Source organism: Methylobacterium sp. DB0501, from assembly GCF_011043735.1.
Taxonomy (GTDB): domain Bacteria; phylum Pseudomonadota; class Alphaproteobacteria; order Rhizobiales; family Beijerinckiaceae; genus Methylobacterium; species Methylobacterium alsaeris.
The window spans coordinates 129,376-147,639 of record NZ_JAAKGV010000021.1; the positions used below are offsets into that span (position 1 = coordinate 129,376).

Genomic DNA, 18,264 nt, shown 5'->3' on the forward strand with positions numbered 1-18,264 from the left:
GCTCGCGCTTTACGCGGCACCACCCCCACCCCTAAGCCCCTCCCCACACGGGGGAGGGGAGCGCGTGTGCTTGCATCGCATTGGGTGCGAACAAGAATTTTTTGAAATCATCGACAATATTTGATGGTCACGAATGTGGGATTTTTTCCGGATAAATCGATTTTTATAATCTGGTTAGGCCATCAATCGACGCGCATCACACGATCAACGCCAACAGCTCCCCAATCCCCTCGACCTTCTCGATCCCCGCCACCGCCCGGATGACGTCCTCGCTCCGCTCCGCCCCCCAGACCGGTCCGGCGAGCGCCCGGAATTTTTCCCGCACGTCGTCGGCCGAGTACGGATCCTCGGTGTCGCCGCGATTGGTGAACGCCTGGGCCGAGAGCTTGCGGCCGTCGGCTAGCGTCAGCGTGACCTTGGCGGGGCGCAGACCCGGCAGTTGCGCCGTCATGGTCGGGTCCTCCTGCACCATCACCCGGCGGGCCAGCGACAGGATGCGGCGGTCGGCCCGCGCCTCGTCGCGGAACGCATCGGTGTTCGCCTCGCCCCGCACGATGGCCGCCGCCAGGGCGAAGGGCAGGGAGAACTTCGCCGCCAGCATCGTCCCGGGCGCCGGATGGTCGAGCTGCGCCGCCCAGACATAGGTGGCGACCTCGACCGAGCGCACCGAATCCGGGTCGATCGGGCCGGATTCGTCCCGGATCTGCGCCAGGGCGTCGAGGGCGCCGTGGGTGTAGCGGCAGGCGGCATGGCGCTTGAAGTAGTTGCGGGCGATCTCCCAGCGCACCCCGAGATCCTCCACCATCGCGTCGGCGGAGAAATCGTTGGCCAGGATGCCGCCATAGACGGTGCCAATCCCGTCGCGCTCCGGCAGGAAGCCGCTTTCGGCGAGGTCCCAGGCGGTGAGCCCGAGCTGGTTGGAGAAGCCCGCATAGGTGTTGCGGACGGTCGCCCCCTCCAGCATCGTGCGCCGGCTGGTGCCGAGGCCCAGCGACGAGGCGAGGCCGATCACCCGGCCGATCATCGCGGCATCGGCCCGGAAGAGCTTGGCCACGGCGAGCGCCGCCCCGACCGTGCCCCAGGTGCCGTGCGGGTGCATCGTCACCCGCAGCTTCGAGGCGATGCCGATCCGCGCGCCGATCTCGTAGCCGAGGACGAGCGCCGCGATCAGCTCGGCGCCCGACGATCTCGCTTCCTGCGCGGCGGCCAGAATCGCGGGAACGACGTGGATCGCCGGATGGCCGCGGGCGTACTGGTTGCCCTCGTCGAGTTCCAGCGTCGTGCCGGCGGCACCGTTGACGAGGGCGGCGTCGCGGGGATCGAGCGACAGGCCGCTGCCGATCGCCGGCGCCCGGCCCCAGCGGCGGGCGGCGAGGCGCTCGGCGAGCGCCCGGCATTCCGGCTCGCGCATCCCGGCGGCGATGACGCCGAGACAGTCGAGGAGGACGAGGCGGGCGCGGTCCAGCGCCGGTTGCGGGATGTCGGCGGGGGTAAGGCCGGCCGCGAACGCCGTCCAGCGGCCGAGCCAGGCGGGGCTAGGCTCGGCGAGCAGCGTGGTGGCCGGGACGATGCCGGGAGTGACGATGCCCATCGTCACAGTCCCAGATAGGTGCGGCGCAGGGCCGGGTCGGCGGCGAGCGTCGCGGCATCGCCTTCCAGCGCGACCGTGCCGTTCTCCAAGATGTAGGCGCGGGTCGCGAGATCGAGCGATTGCACCACGTTCTGCTCCACCAGCATGATCGGCAGTCCTTCCTGATTGAGGGTGCGGACGAGCGTGAACATCTCCTCGACGAGGAGCGGCGAGAGCCCGAGCGAGGGCTCGTCGAGGATGAGAAGGCGCGGCTCGGCCATCAGGCCGCGGCCGATGGCGAGCATCTGCTGCTCGCCGCCCGAGAGGGTGCCGGCGGCCTGGGCCGCCCGCTCGCGCAGGCGCGGGAAGGTGGAGAAGACCCGCTCGATGTTCTGCGCCCGCCGCGCCCGGCCGCGGCGGTAGCTGCCGAGGACCAGGTTCTCGCGGACGCTCAAGTTCGGGAAGATCTTGCGGCCTTCCGGCACGTGGATCAGCCCGGCCTCGACGATCGCCGAGGCCGAGGCCCTCGCGATCGGCTTGCCGTCGAAGCGGATCTCGCCGGCGCGCGCCGGGACCACCCCGGACAGGACCTTGTTGAGCGTCGTCTTGCCGACGCCGTTGGCGCCGAGCACCGCGACGATCTCGCCGGGCTGCACGGAGAGGTCGAGGCCGCGCAGGACCTCGGTGGCGCCGTAGCCGGCGCGAAGGCCCGAGACCTCAAGCATCGACCGCCTCGCCATTGATGGAATCCTCGGCCTTCATCCGGGCGGCCGCGCCCTTGCCGAGATAGGCCTCGATCACCTGCGGGTCGGCGCAGACCTGGCGCGGCGGGCCCGATGCGATCATCTTGCCTTGCGCCAGGACGTAGACCTCCTCGCACAGGGTCATCACCGCCTGCATGATGTGCTCGATCATCAGGATGGTGACGCCGCCGTCGCGGATCGCGCGCACCACCGGCAGGATGTCGCGGATCTCCGAGGGGTTGAGACCGGCCAGCACCTCGTCGAGGAGGAGGAGCCGCGGCTCCGTGGCGAGCGCCCGGGCCACCTCCAGGCGCTTGCGCCCGGCGACGGTCAGGTCGGCGGCCGGCTTGTCGAGCTGGTCGCCGAGACCCACCCGGGTCCCGACCTCGCGAGCCTTGGCGACGGCATCCGCCCGGCGCGGATGGCGCAAGTAGGCGCCGACCGCGATGTTCTCGGCAACGGTGAGCCCGGCGAAGGGCTGGACGATCTGGAAGGTGCGGGCGATGCCGCAGCGCGCCCGCAGGTGCGGCGCCACCCTCGTCACGTCCTCACCCTCGAACAGCACCCGGCCCTCGCTGGGAGCGAGGAAGCCCGAGATCATCCCGAACAGGGTGGTCTTGCCGGCGCCGTTCGGGCCGATGAGCCCGGTGATCGAGCCGGCCGGAACCTCCAGCGACGCGCGGTCGACCGCGACGAGGCCCTGGAAGCGCTTGGTGAGGGAATCGACGGCGAGCATCGGATCAGGCTCCCACCGTGGCGGCGCGGGCGTCGCGGGCCTTCCGCCTGCGGCGAAACGGGCGCAGGCCGAGCAGCCCCTGCGGCGCGAAGGCGATGACGGCGATCAGGCAGGCGCCGAACACCACGAGATCGATGCCGGGGATGCCGCCGGCGAGGTGCTTGGTCAGCTCGCCGAGGCCCTGCAGCGCGATGGCGCCCACGAGCGGCCCGAAGGCGGTGCCGATGCCGCCGACGATCGGCGCCAGCAGCGCCTCGACCGAGATCCAGGTGCCGTAGGCCACGCCCGCATCGAGGTAGAGGAAGTACTGCACGTAGAGCCCGCCGGCCGCGGCCGTGATCGCCGCCGAGAGCGCGATGGCGCGAAGCTTCACCGCGAGGGCATCGACGCCCAAGGCGCGTGCCGCCTCCTCGTTCTCGCGCACCGCGATCAGGTGGGCGCCGAAGCGCGAGCGCTCCAGCCAGCGCGAGGCCAGCAGCGCCACGCCCACGAAGGCGACGAGCAGGAGGACGAAGAAGCGCCGGTCGGCGAATTGCAGGGTCGCGAGGCCCGGCCGCAGCGGCAGGAGCAGGCCGGCGGCCCCCCCGGTGAAGTCGGCGGCGTTCGCCAGGATGCGGAAGACCTCCGCGAAGGCGAGGGTGACGAGGGCGAAGTACGAGCCGCGCAGGCCGGCCCGGAAGCTCAGATAGCCGATGGCGAGGCCGACGAGCGCCCCGAGGCCGATCCCGGCCCCGAGCGCCCCCCAGGCGTTCCAGCCGAGCTTCATCTGGAGGATGGCGGTGGCGTAGGCGCCGGTACCGAAGAAGGCGGCGTGGCCGAAGGAGTACTGGCCGCCGAAGCCGCCGAGCACGTTCCAGCCCAAGCCCGCGAGCGCGATGATGAGCGTCGTGACGAGGAAGTTGAGGAGGGCGCCCGACAGCCCGAGGAAGGGCAGGGCGGCCAGAACCGCCAGGACGACGATCGCGGGGAGGAGGTCGCGGGCGCTCATGCGCGGGCTCCGAACAGGCCGGTCGGCCGCACCAGCAGCACCAGGATGAAGATCAGGAAGATGCCGATCTGCCCGAGGCTGTCGCCGAGCAGGAGCCCCGAGAAGCTCTCGACCACCCCGATGACGAGGCCGCCGACCAGCGCCCCGGCGATCGACCCCATGCCGCCGAGCACCACGATGGTGAAGGCGACGAGGACGAAGGCGGCGCCGGAGCGCGGGTTGACGTAATAGGTCGGCATCAACAGGCAGGCGGCGACGGCGAGGCACGCGCAGCCGAGCCCGAAGGTGACGGCGTAGACGTGGTCGACCTCGATGCCGACGAGGCGGGCCCCCAGCTTCTCCCGCGCCACCGCCCGGATCGCCCGGCCGGTGTCGGTGCGGTTGAGGACGAGCCAGAGCAGGCCGGTCACCGCGATGGCCGCCACGAAGCCGATCACCCGCGGCGTCGAGAGCAGGAGGGGACCCAGCTCGATCACCTGGAGCGCGGCGTCGGAATCGAGCGCCCGGGTGTCGGAGCTGAACAGGGCGAGGAGCCCGTTCTCCAGCACGATCGACAAACCGAGCGTGACGAGCAGCACGTTGTTGTCGTTGCCGTGGCTCGCCGGGCCGATGACGAAGCGCTGCAGGCCGTAGCCGAGGCCGAACATCAGCGGGACGATCACGACCATCGCCAGATAGGGATCGACGTGGAACAGCGCGAAGGCGCCCCAGACCGCGAACATCGCGACGGTGAGCAGCGCCCCATGCGCGAAGTTGATGATGTGCAGGACCCCGTAGACCAGGGTCAGCCCGAGGGCGATGAGGGCGTAGACCGCCCCCGTCATCAGGCCGTTGAGGGCCGCCTCGATCAGGATCTGGGGCGCGTACATCGTCACGCCTTGAAGGGGAAGTTCGCCTTCGCCTGGGCGAAGTCGGGCGGCGCGATGACCTTGACGTCGCCGCCCTGGACCTGGGTGTTGAGCGGCAGCGCCGAGGTGTTCTGGCCGTTGACGAATTTCGACTGGCCGTAGGGCATCACGCCGCTGGTGAAGCTCTGGGTGGAAAGCGCCTCGATGATCTTGAGCCGGTCGGGCCCGCCGGCCTTCTCGATCGCCTCGGCCATCAGCCGCACGGCGGAGTAGTTCATCGGCACGTTGTAGGCGAAGGCACGGCCCGCCGCCTCGGTGCGCTTGCGCAACTCGGCCGTCAGCGGGTTCTTCGGATCGGGCCAGTGGTTGCAATCCATGATGCCCTCGGCCGCCTGCGGGAACTCCTTGACGAAGCGCAGGGACGAGGCGCCGCCGCCGAGGATCGCGTAGATGCCCTTCGGCCGGACGCGCTGCTGGAGCATCGTGCGGGCGAGCAGCACGAACTCGCCGTAATAGTTCGACGGGATGACGAGGTCGGGCTGGAGCGAGCGGATGCGCAGGACGACGTTCGCCATGTCGCGGGCCGGGGTCGGGTGCGACACGGTCTCGAGGATCTCGAAGCCGAGCTTCGGCAGCTCCGCCTGGAGCAGCTTGGCGAGGCCGGAGCCGAACAGGCCGTCCTCGTGCACGATGACCACCGTGCGGGCCGGCTTGCCGGCGGCGTCGTTGAGGGCGACGAGGCGCTGGAGCGCGTCCTTCGTCACCATGCCGAAGCTCGGCGAGAACCGGAAGGTGTTCTTGAGGCCGCGCTGGGTCAGCTGGTCGGCGACGCCGACATCGATCAGGTAGGGCAGGTCGTAGCGCGAGGCGGCCTGGCTCGCCGTGGCGCAGAGCCCGCTGGCGAAGCCGCCGACGATCGCCGCCACGCCCTCGCCGTTCAGGCGCTCGGTCTCCTGCGCGGCCACTTCGGGGCTGGAGCGGCTGTCGGCGAAGACGATCTCGAGCTTGGCTCCGCCGAGGCTCTTGAGGCCGCCGGCGGCGTTGATGTCCTGCACCGCGAGTTCCGCGCCGAGCTTGCCGAGGTCGCCGTCATTGGCGAGCGCCCCGGTCACCGGCTGGATGATGCCGAGCTTCACGGTCGCGCCTTGCGCCCGCAGGATCGCCGGCATCGCCACGAGCGAGGTCGCGGCGAGGCCGGTGCGCAGGACGGCGCGGCGGGACGGGGTGAGGATCGAGGTCACGGGGCGGGCCTCCTGTGGGAAGGACGGGGACGGGTCTCGGGCTTGACCGGGCGGGGCGAGGCGGGCGTCCAGCGCCGCTGGCCGGCATCGCCGGTGCGCAGGAGGTCCATCTGGAAGGCGTAGCGGTCCGGCCGGTAGAGCGCGTGCAGGTGCTCGACGCCGCGGCCGGCCGGATCGAACACCACCCGGGTCAGGTCGATCAGCGCCGAGCCGACCTCGAGGTCGAGGGCGGCCGCCACTTCGGGGCCGGCCAGCGTCGCGCCGATCGCCTGCGTCGCCCGGTCGGCGGTGACGCCGGAGCGCTCCATCAGTTCGAGGAGCGGCGTCGCGGCGAGATCCGCCTCCGAGTAGGACAGGCCGACCCGCTCGGGCACGTGGGTGGTGAGGTAGGAGAAGGGCCGGCCATCGATCAGGCGCACGCGCACCGAGCGCTGCACCCGCTCTCCGGGCTCGAGCAGCAGCGCCTCGGCGATCGCCGCCGGGGCGGCCACATATTCGAAGGACAGGAGGCGCACCCCGGTGGCCCGCCCCATGGCGATCAGCCCCGAGAGCAGGTTCGACAGGTCTCCGACCACCGGCCGGGCGCCGTCGGGGCCCTGCACGAAGGTGCCCGAGCCGGGCCGGCGGCGCACCAGGCCCTCGCCGGCGAGCAGGTCGAGGGCGCGCCGGACGGTGACCCGCGCCAGGCCGTGCTCGGCGGCGAGCGCCGGCTCGCCCGGCAGCCGGGCGCCGCTCGGCAGCCGGCCGCTGGTGATCTGGTCGCGCAGCAGCAGGTAGAGCCGGCGCGCCTTGTGGGGCTCGATCGCGGAGGTCACGGGGCCATCCCTGGCTCGTGGCTTGCATGAGCCGTCCGCGGTCATCCGCCGGCGCTCACCTGTCCGATTATGCAGACAGGTTGCTGTCCGTCAATTGGGACAGGTAGCGGGAACGCACATGAATTTCCGGGCGCTCCGCAGGGGGGCGCCCGACATGCGACGAGGCGGTCCCGACACACCTCCCCGGAGAGGTGTCGACAGGGTCGCCCGCTCAAACAGGTTCGATCGAGACGGCGAGGTTCGTCCTACCGCAACGGTACCCATTGCCGCGACAGCGCGTAGAGCCGGTGGCCGAACGACCACGTCCGCAGGAAGCGCTTGGCGTAGCGCATCGGATCGTCGGCGAGGCGGCAATGCCGGCGCAGGATGTCGCGCGCCGCCTCGGCATCGCCGACATCGAGGAGCTGGCGGGCGTATTCGAGCATCAGGAAGTTGCGGTAGCGGCCGGCGGAGCGCACCAGGCGGGCCGGGACCGCGCCGTGGCGCAGGAGGGCGGTGAGCGTCCGGTCGAAGGGCGGCGGCAGCGGGCGCTTGCGCATCTGGTGGGCGAGCACGCTGGTCGGGTGGCCGTCGCGGTAGACCGCGGTCGGTTCCGAGACGTAGCGGAAGGGTCCTTCGAGCCCGAGGCGGCACCAGGTATCGGTGTCCTCGCCCATCACGGCGCCGACCGGGAACAGTCCGGCCCGGACCAGGGCCGCGCGCTCCACCAGCACGCTGCTGGAATGCACCGCATAGGGGTAGGTCGCGAGCAGGAAGGCGAAGACGTCGTCGACGCGCTGGTCCGGGATGGCGGTCTTCATCACCGGCGCGGCGCGGCTGGCCAGCAGATGGTTGGCGAACACCGCCACCACGTCGCCGCGGGACGCCGCCGCCTGGAGGTTCTCGAGGTGCCGCCCGGCCCAGAGGTCGTCGGCGTCGAGAAAGGCGATCCAGTCGTGCCGGGCCGCGGCGACGCCGCGGTTGCGCGCCGCCGCGCTGCCGGCATTGGCCTGGCGGATCAGGCGGATGCGCGGATCGGCGAAGGCCGCGACGATGTCGCCGCCGCCATCGGTCGAGCCGTCGTCGACGACGATCAGCTCGAAGTCCTCGAAGGTCTGGCGCAGGACCGCCTCGATGGTCTGACCGATCACGTCCGCCTTCTGGTAGAGCGGGATCACGACCGAGAGCGAGGTGCAGGGGGAAGCGAGCGGGGCCATGGCGGGAGGTCCGGGGTCGGGCGCGAGGGCGGGGGTCGGGCGCGGGGGTCGGGCGCCGGGGGAAGCGCCGGTCCGGCTCCTGCATAGCAGTGCCGCCCCGACCGGAGAGCCGCGCCTTCCGGTGCTCCCCGGCCCCGCCGAGGGCTTAAGGGCCGCTACCGCGAAGGGTGGAGGCGCAAGGCGCCGAACGGGGCGCCGACGGACGAGGGCGCGAGAGGTGCGGCGCCCGCAGGTCCTTCAAGGCCGATCCTCGAGCCTTGGGATTCTGTGACAAGAGATTGGGACGCTGGGACGTTTTCCGCATCCGGCATCCGTGTTTGAACTAACGCCGTCGCCCACCTGTATCGGCTCACGGACCATGACGACACGCTTCACCCCGATCCCGGCCTGGCTGCGCCGTCGCGGCTATTCCCCCCGCGCGATGCTGGCGATCGCCTCCGCGGTCGAGCGCTCGGCCCGCCGGCGCGAGACCGGGGCACCGGAGCCCGAGAGCCGCTGCCAGATCATCCCGTTCCCGACGCGCACGGCCGCACCGGCCCTGCGCGAGACCGCCGGCCTCCGCCAGGCCGGGGCCTGAGGGCCGGACGGCGCGGCCCTGGCGTTGCGCCTCGGACCGCGTCCAGCCCCCGACCGGGACGACGAGGCCGCCGAGGGCGAGGCCGCGCCGCTCGGTGGCCGCCGGGCTGCTCGCCTGCCCGGCGCGCCGCCTCGGCGCCCGCTTCGCGAGGCGCTTACGGCCCCGCTATCTGCCCCATCGTCACGGAGCGGCCTCACTCCGCGACTAGGACACGGCGATCGCCGCTCCTTCGGAGGCCCCGGATGCCCGTCATGCTCGCCGCCGCCTCGTGCCTTGCCCTCGGGATCGCCCTCGTGGTGCTGCTCGGGCTCAGCGCCTGAGGCGGGAAGGCCTCGGACCCGGGCCTTCCTGGAGCAGGGCCTTTCCAAAGCCGGGTCTTTTTCAGAGCAGGACCCTGGCAGCCTGCGCGACCTTGCGGATCGAGGCGTCGACGTCGCCGGCCGAGCCGGTGATGTGCTCCATGTTGCGGCGCACCGCTGCGATGTTCTGGGCGGCATCCTGCATGTTGGCCGACATGTCGCGGGTCACGGCGGCCTGCTGGGTGATGGCGGAGGACACGCCGACCGAGATCTCGCTCACGTGGCCGATGGCGGCGACGATCGCCTCGATCGCCGTCACGGCGGCCGTGGTGGCGCCCTGCACGGCGTCGATCTGCGTCCCGATCTCCTGGGTCGCCCGGGCCGACTGGCCGGCGAGCGCCTTGACCTCGGCGGCCACCACCGCGAAGCCGCGGCCCGCGGCGCCCGCCCGGGCCGCCTCGATGGTGGCGTTGAGCGCCAGGAGGTTGGTCTGGTCGGCGATCGAGCGGATCAGCGACACCGCCTCGCCGATCCGGTCGGCGGCCTGCGTCAGGCTGGCGACGATGTCGCCGGCCGCCTGGGCCCTGCGCACCGCGGTGTCGGAGGCCGAGCGGGCATCCTCGGCGTGGCGGCCGAGCTCGGCGATCGAGGCGGCAAATTCCTCGGTGCCGGCGGCCACCGCCTCGACGTTGCCGGAGGTCTGGGCCGTCTGCGCGGTCGTGGCCCGGGCCTGCTCCGAGACCTCCGAGACCGCGACCGTGATCGCCGCGATGTCCGCCTCGATCGCCCGCTGGCCGGCGCTGCGGCGCTGGCGGTCGAGCACCTGCCCGGTGATGTCGGTGGCGAACTTCACCACCGCGCAGACCTTTCCGTCGGGATCGAGCACCGGGTTGTAGGCCCCGAAGATCCAGACCTCCCGGCCGGCCTTGCCGATGCGGTGGAACTCGCCGGCCTGGTGGCACCCGGCGGCGAGCGCCTGCCAGAACGCGGCGTAATCCGCGCCCGTCCGCTCGGCCTCGGGGACGAACAGGCCATGATGACGCCCCACCACCTCGTCGCGGGTGTAGCCCAAAGCGGCGAGGAAGACGGCGTTCACCTCGGTGATCACGCCGTCGGGCGTGAAGTGGATCACCGCCTGCGACCGGTCGAGGGCCGCGATCTGGCCGGCCAGGAAGGCGTCGCGCTCGGTGCGGGCGGTGATGTCGGAGGCGAGCTTCACGACGCGCACGACGCGGCCGCGGCGATCGAGCACCGGGTTGTAGGAGGCCTGGATCCAGATCGAGCGGCCGTCCTTGGCGATGCGCCGGTACTCGCGCGTCTCGAACCGGCCCTGCCGCAGGCCGTCCCAAAACGCCGCGTAATTGGGGCTCGACCGCTCGTCGGGCGGCATCAGCAGGCTGTGGTGCCGGCCCTTGAGCTCGTCGAGGGAATAGCCGGTCAGTGCCAGGAAACACGCATTCGCGTCCAGGATCGTCCCGGACGGGTCGAACTCGATCCGGCCTTGCGACCGGTCGACGGCCGCGAGCAGCGCAGCGTGGCGCGATTGGAGGAAGGACACGGTGTCGGCCTCTGGCGTAACGTGCCGGGGACGATGCGCCGCGAGTGTTATTGAACGATGAAGATCGAAATATCCACACGGATTTTCAAATGATGAAACCGATTCCGGCTAGAGGATCTTCTATAAAACTTTAGATAAAAACCCATACTAGATTCCAACATGACGCCGGCGAATTCCCAAAGGTCATGCCGTGAATCGGCACGGTCGGCACGGTCGGCGCAGATGGACGGAAGGCGACGGAACAGGCAGGACCCTGGTCCGAAGGCGCTCGCTGCGCCATCGATGCTCATGCGGATATTTTGCGACCGCTCCGGACGCACGAGAAGCCTCAGCCCAGCCTCTCCGCGACGTCATCCATTAGGACACAATACTGTCGGCCTCGCGGCATCGCCGGTCGAGCGGAGGCGCGGACCGGAGGCCGGCGGGGCCGGGCCACGGCCTCGCCCCGTCATCCCGCCCTCGGGCACCTCGCGCGGTCGTGAGGCTGCGCGGGCCCGGCGCGGCTCTCGCCGCCCGCGGGACCGGCGTCAGCCCCGGCGCTGCGCCTTCACGTAGCTGGTGATCGCGGCCTGGCAGTCCGGCGACAGCTTGGCCTTGTTCTGGCGGAAGCAGGCCTGCACCTCGGGCCCGTCGGGCGAGAGGTTGCCGCAATAGGTGAGGTAGTCGCCGGTGCAGTACTGCTTGAGCACCGCGCGGTCGACCATCGGCTGGGCGAGGGCAGCGCCCGTGGTCAGGACGAGGATGAGGGTGGAGCGCAGGAGCACGTCGTCTCTCCGGAGGAGCGGATGGGGAGGGGAGCGGGGTACAGGCCAGACAATCCTGGCCGGAATGTGTGAGCGCGACCGTGGCGGAGCTTTAGCAGGTCCGCGCCCCCGGGCAAGTTGTCTCTCGGGATCTTCTTGGATCCGAGCCTGGTCGATCGTCCCGTCCGGGACGCAGACGCCGGCTTTCGACTGTCCCTCGACTGCCCCGGACAAGTCAGGACGGCAGGCGAGGCGGGGCAGGTCGATGGGCCGGAGATCGGCGCGTGGCCGGTTCCCAGGGAGACCCGGCCGCCGGACCGGTCGTCCGCGGCGGGACCGGCTCAGAGCCGGCTGAGGCGCACCCGGGCGACGCCCGACATGCCGATCGCCCGGGCGGAGGCCTGGGACAGGTCGATCACCCGGCCGCCGACATAAGGACCGCGGTCGTTGATGCGGACCACGACCGAGCGGCCGTTCGTCGTGTTGGTCACCCGGACCCGGGTGCCGAAGGGGAGGCGGCGATGCGCCGCCGTGAGGGCGTGCGTGTTGAAGCGCTCGCCATTCGCAGTGCGCCGGCCCTGAAATCCGGGACCGTACCAGGAGGCACGACCGGACTGGGCTTCGGCGGGCGTGCTGGCTTGTATCGTCACTCCGACGGCGCCCGCAGCTGCGAGGCCGATGATCGCCAGCTTTGCCTTCGAAACCATTTCGCATTCCCGTTTTGTTGCTCGACGCCGCGCAACATAAAACCGAAGAAGGCGACATTATGGAACAGTGAAAATCGAGATAATCTTGCGTATATTCGGATGTGCTGGTCTCACGGATTGTCGGGGTTTACATTCGTTAACTGTTTTCGCAGGTCGAACCGCGGAGCGTGCCGGCGGGCGCCGGCGCCATCATGCGGCCAAGGTTGAGCCGGGCGCGGACCGGAGCGGACCTTTCGTCAGGAGCCCCGCGCCGCCTCCCGCAGGGCGATGCGGATCAGGTCGGCGAGGGTGCGGGCTCCGAGCTTGCGGCGCAGCTGCGTGCAGGCATTGGCGATGGTCTTGTAGCTCAGGCCCAGTTCCTCGGCGATCGCCCCGTGCGCGCGGCCGGCGCCGAGGCGCTCGAGGATCTGCCGCTCGCGCGGGGTGAGGGGCGGCCCGGCCGGTGCCTCGCAACGCAGCCGGGCGACCTCGGCGGCGAGCGAGGGCGCCACGTAGGTGCCGCCGTCACGCACCCGCTCGAAGGCGAGGTGGAGTTCCGACGAGGCGGTGTCCTTCAGCACGTAGCCGGCCGCTCCGCTCTCGAGGGCGCGCGCCGCGATCTCGGGATCGTCGTGCATGCTGAAGACCAGGATCCGGGTGGCCGGCGCCACCGAGCGGATCCGCCGGATCAGCGCGAGGCCGCTCAAGGAGGCGCCCTGGAAGGTCAGGTCGGCCACCACGATCTCGGGGCGGTGGCGGCGGAAGCGGCGATAGCCGGCGGCGATGCCGGTGGCCTCGTGCACGGTCTCGACGCCGGCATCCTCCAGCACCCGGCGGCAGCCCTGCAGCACGATCGGATGGTCGTCGACGACGAGCACGCTCATGGTGGCCTCCGTGGGGCCCGCGACGTCGGTGCGGGCCCGCCCTGCCTTCAGTTGGTCGGTTCGCCGGCCGCGACCTTGGCGGTCCAGTCGTCGAAGGCGACGACGGTCTGGCGCTGCTCGCCCAGACCCTCGATGCCCAGGGTGACGACCTCGCCGGCCTTCAGGAAGCGGGCCGGCTTCATCCCCATGCCGACCCCGGGCGGCGTGCCGGTGGTGATGACGTCGCCGGGCTCGAGGAGCATGAAGTGCGACAGGTAGGACACGATCTGCCGGCAGTCGAAGATCATCGTGCGGGTCGAGCCGGTCTGCATCCGCTCCCCGTCCACGTCGAGCCACATGCCGAGATTCTGCACGTCGGCGATCTCGTCCGGGGTGACCAGCCAGGGCCCGAGGGGGCCGAAGGTCGGGCAGCCCTTGCCCTTGGTCCAGGTGCCGCCGCGCTCGAGCTGGAACTCGCGCTCGGACACGTCGTGGCAGACGCAGTAGCCGGCGACGTAGTCCAGCGCCTCGTTGGCGTGGACGTAGGACGCGCGCTTGCCGATCACGATGGCGAGCTCGACCTCCCAGTCGGTCTTGGCCGAGCCCTTGGGCAGGATCACGTCGTCGTTCGGGCCGACGATGCAGGACGGCGCCTTGTTGAAGAGGATCGGCTCGGCGGGAATCGGCGAGCCGGTCTCCGCGGCATGGTCGGCGTAGTTGAGCCCGATGGCGATGAAGTTGCGCACGTTGCCGACGCAAGGACCGAGCCGGGTGCCGGCCGGCACCACGGGCAGGGTCGCGGGATCGATCGCCCGCAGGCTCGCCAGCGACTCGGCGGCGAGGGTGGGACCGGCGATGTCGCGGATCACGCCCGACAGGTCGCGGATCGCGCCGCCCTCGTCGACGAGGCCCGGCTTCTCGGCCCCGCTCTCGCCCCAGCGCACAAGCTTCATGGTCGCCTCCCCAGACATGCGATTCGCCGGGGGCGGGCCGGACCGTCGCGCCCACCCCCGGTGCGGGCCGGGACATTGGCGCCCGCACGGAGCCGCCGCAAGCCGCAACACGCGCGGCCGGGACACGGCCCCGTTGCAGTTTCGTCACATCTGGGGCGAAAGCGTGTCGACGCCCCCCGCCGGGAGCAGCCGCAATACAAGCAGGTCTACATGCACCTGCGCATCACAAGGACATTTTTCCTTATTTTATCCCCTCCCATTACCAGGAGAAAAGTAGAGTCCGGGAATTGCATCGGACGGAACCATGAAGAGCCGCGGCCTCGCCGGGATTGCCTGCCGACTGCCTGCCGTCGCATCATCCCGCTCAAGCTGTGGGCGCTGCGAAGCCGCGCGGCACATGATTTCGGGTTCGAGGTAACGTCATGACGGGTTCGAGGAGGGCGGCGCTGCTCGCCGGCGCATCGTTGGCGCTTCTGGCCGGCGCGCAGGGCGCGGCGCAGGCGGGGGCGTTCGGCCTGCGCGAGCAGAGCGCCCAGGCGATGGGCATGGCCTTCGCGGGCGCGGCCTCCGGCTCCGGCGGCCTGTCGTCGATGTTCTGGAACCCGGCCGTCGTCACGATGAAGCCCGGCTGGAACTCGGACTTCAACGCCACCCTGGTGGTGCCCCAGGCCACCATCACGCCGACCACCGGCACCTTCCCGCCGCTGATCGGGCTGGGCAATTCCGGCGATATCGGCCAGGCGGCGGTATTGCCGGCGACCTACTCGAACTACCAGATCAACGACCGGCTGTTCATCGGCTTGGCCGGCGCCGCGCCGTTCGGCCTCATCACCAAGCCGAACAGCGTCTGGGCCGGCCAGACCTACAGCCGCTCGTCGAAGGTCTTCTCGCTGAACTTCAACCCGGTGATCGGCTACAAGGTCAACGACTGGCTGTCGGTCGCGGCCGGGCCGGTGCTCGAATACTTCAAGCTGACCCTGCGCCAGGCCACCGGCATCACCCCCGGCGCGAACACGGCGTTCATCAAAGGCGACGACTGGGGCTGGGGCTTCACCGCCGGTCTGGTGGCGCGGCTCTCCGAAGGCACCACGGTCGGCGTCGGATACCGTTCCTCGATCAACCACCAGGTCGAGGGCTCGGCCTTCGGCATCGGCCAGATCCGCGCCAGCCTGAACACCCCCGAGAAGGTCTCGGTCGGCCTGACCCAGGCGATCACCCAGGACTTCCGCCTGAATTTCGGCTTCGAGTGGGACAACTGGACCCGGATCGGCTCGCCGGCGATCGTCTCGCTGGCGCTCGGCCGGCCGGTGACGGCCCTGCCGCTGAACTACAAGAACGGGTTCTACTACTCGGTCGGCGCCGAGTACGACTTCACCCCGCAATGGACCGGCCGCGTCGGCTTCGCCTACGAGCAGTCGCCGATCGACCTCTCGAACCGCTCGACCCGCCTGCCCGACGGCGACCGCTACTTCGCCTCGGTCGGCGCGAGCTACCGCTACAACGAGAAGATCCAGTTCGACGTCTCCTACCAGCACCTGTTCTCCGTCGGCGGCCGCAACCGGATCGCGATCGTGCCGGGCGAGCCGCTCTACACCCCGCCGCTCGCCTTCCTGGGCACCGCCGACGCCAGCGCCGACATCGTCTCGGTCGGCCTGAAGTACCGCTGGGACACCCCGCCGGCCCCTGCGCCGATCCCGGTGCCGCTGGTTCGCAAGTACTGAGGGGAGGGCGGCGGGCCGGCCCCGCCGCGTCTTTCGCTGTCCGCGTGTCCCGGGGCGTCGACGACGCGGCCCGGGACATGACGTTTTGAGATCCTGTTCGATCGGACAGAGGCCGCCTGCCTGGCTCCGAGGAACACCTTTATCCCATCCTCGACCTCATCCTGAGGTGCGACCGCAGGATGAGATCGAGGATGGGACAGGACCGTGAAACGAGATCTCGAGGCGTAAAACCGGTCAGGAACCGCGCGCAGCCCTCGGCGAGAGCGCCGAAACGAACGGGCGCCCCCGGGACACCGCCCAGGGGCGCTCCTCATCTCACGCCTTCTCGAGCACGTAGGTCCCCGGCGCCGGGCCGAGCGAGGGCAGGGCCTCGCCGCCGGGCTTGCGCGCCGGCACCCGCTCGGAGTTCTGGTGCTCGAGCCACTGGAGCCAGTACGGCCACCACGAGCCCGGATGCTCGGTCGCCGCCGCGATCCAGTCCTGGAGCGTGCCGTGGGCGGGGCCCCCGGTCCAGTACTGGTATTTGGGCTTGGCCGGCGGGTTGACCACGCCGGCAATGTGGCCCGAGCCCGCCAGCACGTAGTCGACCGGGCCGCCGAAGGCGCGGCAGCCCTCGAAGACCGAGAGCGCCGGGGCGATGTGGTCCTCCCGGGTGGCGAGGTTGAAGACCGGGATCGTCACCTTGCCGAGGTCGAGGCGGGTGTTGCCGAGCACCATCTCGCCGCGCGACAGCTTGTTGTCGAGGTAGCAGTTGCGCAAGTAGAACGAGTGGTTGGCGGCCGGCATCCGGGTCGCGTCGGAGTTCCAGTACAGGAGATCGAAGGGCAGCGGCGCCTTGCCCTTCAGGTAGTTGTTGACGACGTAGGGCCAGATCAGGTCGTTCGGCCGCAGCATGTTGAAGGCGTTGGCCATCTTGGCGCCTTCGAGGTAGCCGCGGCCCTTCATGCCGGCCTCGATCGAGCGGATCTGCGCCTCGTCGACGAAGACCTTGAGGTCGCCGGCATGGGTGAAGTCGACCTGGGTGGTCAGGAAGGTGGCGCTGGCGATGCGGTCGTCGCCCACCGCCGCCATGTAGGCGAGGCTCACCGCGAGCAGCGTGCCGCCGACGCAATAGCCCACCGCGGAGACCTGGCGCTCGCCTGTCGCCCGCTCGATCGCCTCCAGGGCCGAGAAGACGCCCTCGCGCATGTAGCTCTCGAAGTCCTTGGACGCGTGGCGCGCGTCCGGGTTGACCCACGAGATCACGAACACCGTCAGGCCCTGGCTCACCGCCCAGCCGATGTAGCTCTTGTCCTTGTTCAGATCGAGAATGTAATACTTGTTGATCCAGGGCGGCACGATCAGCAACGGGCGCTTGAGCACCGTGTCGGTCTGCGGCGCGTACTGGATCAGCTCGATCAGGTCGTTGCGGAACACCACCTCGCCCGGCGTGCTCGCCATGTTGACGCCGACCTTGAACTGGCCCTGGTCGGTCTGGCGCACGCGCAATTCGCCGCCGCCGGCCTCGACGTCCTCGGCCAGCATCTTCATGCCGCGCACGAGGTTGGCGCCGTTCTCCCGGAACGTCTCGCGGATCAGTTCCGGGTTGGTGGCGAGGAAGTTCGACGGCGACATCGCCCCCGAGATCTGCCGGACGTAGAACTGCGCCTTGGCGCGGGTGTGGTCGTCGAGCCCCTCGGCCTCGTCGACCAGGATCTCGGCCCAGCGGGTGGTGATCAGGTAGCCCTGCTTCAGGAAGTCGAAGACCGGGTTCGAGGACCATTCGGGCGCGGCGAAGCGCTTGTCCTTCGGGTCGGGCATGGCCACCGGCGTGACCGTCTCGCCCTGCATCCGCTGCAGCGTCGAGCCCCACAGGGCCAGGAACTGCCCGCCGATCAGGCTCTGGGCCTCCATCGCCTTCTGGGGATCGGTGAACCACTTCTCGGCCACGGTGCCGAGCGTGCGCACCACCTCGGTCACCGACTCGGCGAGAGCGGTGTTCGGCTTGCCCTCTTCGAGGGGCTTGGCGTAGGCGGCGAGCGCCCGGCTGAACTGCTCGGTCATCAGGCCCGCATTGCGCGACAGGGCCTCCACGTCAGCCACTGGCACTTGCGCAGCCGGCGCCGTACTCCTCTCGGTCGTCACGCGCGCATCCCTCCCTCGTTGTCGGCGCCCCGCCGTGGCGAGCCGCCTTTCCGACAAAATATTGTCCCAGACCGCCGGTTCCGCCAGATCACCGGACCGGGTTTCCTCGCCGCCTCATGGCCCTTGCGCAAGGTTCCCCCCACGTCATGCCCGTCTTTTCCATTTCCGTGCCCCGTCCTCGGCCCGCCCTGATCCGCACGGCCACCCTCCTGATCGGCCTGTCCGCCGGCGGCTGCGTCCTCGACGGCGCCTCCGTGCGGGACGCCGCGAAATCGGCCGGCTTCGGCCCCAAGGAGGTCGCGGCTCCCGACTTCGTGACCCAGTCCCGCCGCGGGGGCGGCGATTTCCTGCCGGTCGGCGAATCGGCCCCGCCCCGCGAGACCCGTGCCAAGTCGGCCGCGGGCGTGAAGGCGCTGGAAGCCGATCTCGACGCCAGCCGCCAGCGCAACGAGGCCAAAGGGCGCGACGCCGCCAAGGTCGGCGGCGCGGTCAAGCCGCCGGCTCCGCCGAAAGTCCCGCCGGCCGAGTGACGCAAGACCGGCGCGCCGAACTTCCTCTCGCCCGAAATCCCCTCTAGACAGCGTATGTGACACGCGCGTCGCA

The 18,264-nt window shown here is 70.5% G+C and carries 17 protein-coding genes; 3 read left to right on the forward strand and 14 right to left on the reverse strand.

All coding sequences use genetic code 11. The annotated features are described in order from the left end of the window. Nucleotides 1-196 precede the first annotated feature (196 nt). The 8 genes from G4G93_RS27090 to G4G93_RS27125 form a co-directional block, all read right to left on the reverse strand. The gene (locus G4G93_RS27090; RefSeq protein WP_165088939.1) at nt 197-1,591 is read right to left on the reverse strand and encodes an MmgE/PrpD family protein; all 1,395 of its coding nucleotides are present in this window, start codon (nt 1,589-1,591) and stop codon (nt 197-199) included. 2 nt (nt 1,592-1,593) lie between these two features. Next, a complete protein-coding gene (locus G4G93_RS27095; RefSeq protein ID WP_165088943.1) occupies nt 1,594-2,295 on the reverse strand; it encodes an ABC transporter ATP-binding protein in 702 nt (233 codons plus the stop codon). Further along, nucleotides 2,288-3,049, reverse strand: coding sequence for an ABC transporter ATP-binding protein (locus tag G4G93_RS27100; protein ID WP_165088946.1), 762 nt, complete (start codon nt 3,047-3,049; stop codon nt 2,288-2,290). Before G4G93_RS27100 ends, G4G93_RS27095 begins: the two co-directional genes overlap by 8 nt. Before the next feature lie 4 nt (nt 3,050-3,053). After that, the gene (locus tag G4G93_RS27105; protein ID WP_165088949.1) at nt 3,054-4,037 is read right to left on the reverse strand and encodes a branched-chain amino acid ABC transporter permease; all 984 of its coding nucleotides are present in this window, start codon (nt 4,035-4,037) and stop codon (nt 3,054-3,056) included. Further along, the gene (locus tag G4G93_RS27110) at nt 4,034-4,906 is read right to left on the reverse strand and encodes a branched-chain amino acid ABC transporter permease (protein ID WP_165088952.1); all 873 of its coding nucleotides are present in this window, start codon (nt 4,904-4,906) and stop codon (nt 4,034-4,036) included. The genes G4G93_RS27105 and G4G93_RS27110 overlap by 4 nt, the downstream gene beginning before the upstream one ends. Before the next feature lie 2 nt (nt 4,907-4,908). Continuing rightward, the gene (locus tag G4G93_RS27115; RefSeq protein WP_395409707.1) at nt 4,909-6,126 is read right to left on the reverse strand and encodes an ABC transporter substrate-binding protein; all 1,218 of its coding nucleotides are present in this window, start codon (nt 6,124-6,126) and stop codon (nt 4,909-4,911) included. After that, entirely contained in the window at nt 6,123-6,941 is an 819-nt protein-coding gene (locus tag G4G93_RS27120) for a GntR family transcriptional regulator (RefSeq protein WP_165088954.1), read from the reverse strand. The genes G4G93_RS27115 and G4G93_RS27120 overlap by 4 nt, the downstream gene beginning before the upstream one ends. A gap of 245 nt (nt 6,942-7,186) precedes the next feature. Continuing rightward, the gene (locus tag G4G93_RS27125; RefSeq protein ID WP_165088957.1) at nt 7,187-8,137 is read right to left on the reverse strand and encodes a glycosyltransferase family 2 protein; all 951 of its coding nucleotides are present in this window, start codon (nt 8,135-8,137) and stop codon (nt 7,187-7,189) included. Between the two features lie 358 nt (nt 8,138-8,495). Here G4G93_RS27125 and G4G93_RS27130 point away from each other — a divergent pair, with 358 nt between their 5' ends. Beyond that, a complete protein-coding gene (locus tag G4G93_RS27130; RefSeq protein WP_165088960.1) occupies nt 8,496-8,714 on the forward strand; it encodes a hypothetical protein in 219 nt (72 codons plus the stop codon). 381 nt (nt 8,715-9,095) lie between these two features. Here G4G93_RS27130 and G4G93_RS27135 read toward each other — a convergent pair whose 3' ends face one another. From G4G93_RS27135 to G4G93_RS27155, 5 genes are all read right to left on the reverse strand, one after another. After that, on the reverse strand, nt 9,096-10,571 hold the full coding sequence (locus G4G93_RS27135) for a PAS domain-containing methyl-accepting chemotaxis protein (RefSeq protein WP_165088962.1): 1,476 nt from the start codon (nt 10,569-10,571) through the stop codon (nt 9,096-9,098). A gap of 527 nt (nt 10,572-11,098) precedes the next feature. Continuing rightward, nucleotides 11,099-11,335, reverse strand: a complete 237-nt coding sequence (locus G4G93_RS27140) for a hypothetical protein (protein WP_165088965.1) — start codon at nt 11,333-11,335, stop codon at nt 11,099-11,101. 320 nt (nt 11,336-11,655) lie between these two features. Next, nucleotides 11,656-12,021, reverse strand: coding sequence for a septal ring lytic transglycosylase RlpA family protein (locus G4G93_RS27145; RefSeq protein WP_165088967.1), 366 nt, complete (start codon nt 12,019-12,021; stop codon nt 11,656-11,658). A gap of 236 nt (nt 12,022-12,257) precedes the next feature. After that, nucleotides 12,258-12,884, reverse strand: a complete 627-nt coding sequence (locus G4G93_RS27150; protein WP_165088970.1) for a response regulator transcription factor — start codon at nt 12,882-12,884, stop codon at nt 12,258-12,260. A 47-nt stretch (nt 12,885-12,931) separates the two neighbouring features. Beyond that, on the reverse strand, nt 12,932-13,816 hold the full coding sequence (locus G4G93_RS27155) for a fumarylacetoacetate hydrolase family protein (protein WP_165088972.1): 885 nt from the start codon (nt 13,814-13,816) through the stop codon (nt 12,932-12,934). A gap of 422 nt (nt 13,817-14,238) precedes the next feature. Between G4G93_RS27155 and G4G93_RS27160 the strand changes: the two genes are divergently transcribed. After that, the gene (locus tag G4G93_RS27160) at nt 14,239-15,537 is read left to right on the forward strand and encodes an OmpP1/FadL family transporter (protein WP_165088975.1); all 1,299 of its coding nucleotides are present in this window, start codon (nt 14,239-14,241) and stop codon (nt 15,535-15,537) included. Nucleotides 15,538-15,852: 315 nt separating this feature from the next. Here G4G93_RS27160 and phaC read toward each other — a convergent pair whose 3' ends face one another. Next, nucleotides 15,853-17,661: a class I poly(R)-hydroxyalkanoic acid synthase gene (gene phaC / locus G4G93_RS27165; protein WP_165088978.1), complete on the reverse strand. Its 1,809-nt coding sequence runs from the start codon at nt 17,659-17,661 to the stop codon at nt 15,853-15,855. Between the two features lie 146 nt (nt 17,662-17,807). Here phaC and G4G93_RS27170 point away from each other — a divergent pair, with 146 nt between their 5' ends. Beyond that, a complete protein-coding gene (locus tag G4G93_RS27170) occupies nt 17,808-18,191 on the forward strand; it encodes a hypothetical protein (protein ID WP_246737031.1) in 384 nt (127 codons plus the stop codon). Nucleotides 18,192-18,264 lie beyond the last annotated feature (73 nt).

Excerpts from the sequence above, each read along its gene's own strand:
- G4G93_RS27090 (WP_165088939.1), bottom strand. The coding sequence starts at position 1,591 with ATGGGCATCGTCACTCCCGGCATCGTCCCGGCCACCACGCTGCTCGCC.
- G4G93_RS27095 (WP_165088943.1), bottom strand. The coding sequence starts at position 2,295 with ATGCTTGAGGTCTCGGGCCTTCGCGCCGGCTACGGCGCCACCGAGGTC.
- G4G93_RS27100 (WP_165088946.1), bottom strand. The coding sequence starts at position 3,049 with ATGCTCGCCGTCGATTCCCTCACCAAGCGCTTCCAGGGCCTCGTCGCG.
- G4G93_RS27105 (WP_165088949.1), bottom strand. The coding sequence starts at position 4,037 with ATGAGCGCCCGCGACCTCCTCCCCGCGATCGTCGTCCTGGCGGTTCTG.
- G4G93_RS27110 (WP_165088952.1), bottom strand. The coding sequence starts at position 4,906 with ATGTACGCGCCCCAGATCCTGATCGAGGCGGCCCTCAACGGCCTGATG.
- G4G93_RS27125 (WP_165088957.1), bottom strand. The coding sequence starts at position 8,137 with ATGGCCCCGCTCGCTTCCCCCTGCACCTCGCTCTCGGTCGTGATCCCG.
- G4G93_RS27130 (WP_165088960.1), top strand. The coding sequence starts at position 8,496 with ATGACGACACGCTTCACCCCGATCCCGGCCTGGCTGCGCCGTCGCGGC.
- G4G93_RS27145 (WP_165088967.1), bottom strand. The coding sequence starts at position 12,021 with ATGGTTTCGAAGGCAAAGCTGGCGATCATCGGCCTCGCAGCTGCGGGC.
- G4G93_RS27150 (WP_165088970.1), bottom strand. The coding sequence starts at position 12,884 with ATGAGCGTGCTCGTCGTCGACGACCATCCGATCGTGCTGCAGGGCTGC.
- G4G93_RS27155 (WP_165088972.1), bottom strand. The coding sequence starts at position 13,816 with ATGAAGCTTGTGCGCTGGGGCGAGAGCGGGGCCGAGAAGCCGGGCCTC.
- G4G93_RS27160 (WP_165088975.1), top strand. The coding sequence starts at position 14,239 with ATGACGGGTTCGAGGAGGGCGGCGCTGCTCGCCGGCGCATCGTTGGCG.
- G4G93_RS27170 (WP_246737031.1), top strand. The coding sequence starts at position 17,808 with ATGCCCGTCTTTTCCATTTCCGTGCCCCGTCCTCGGCCCGCCCTGATC.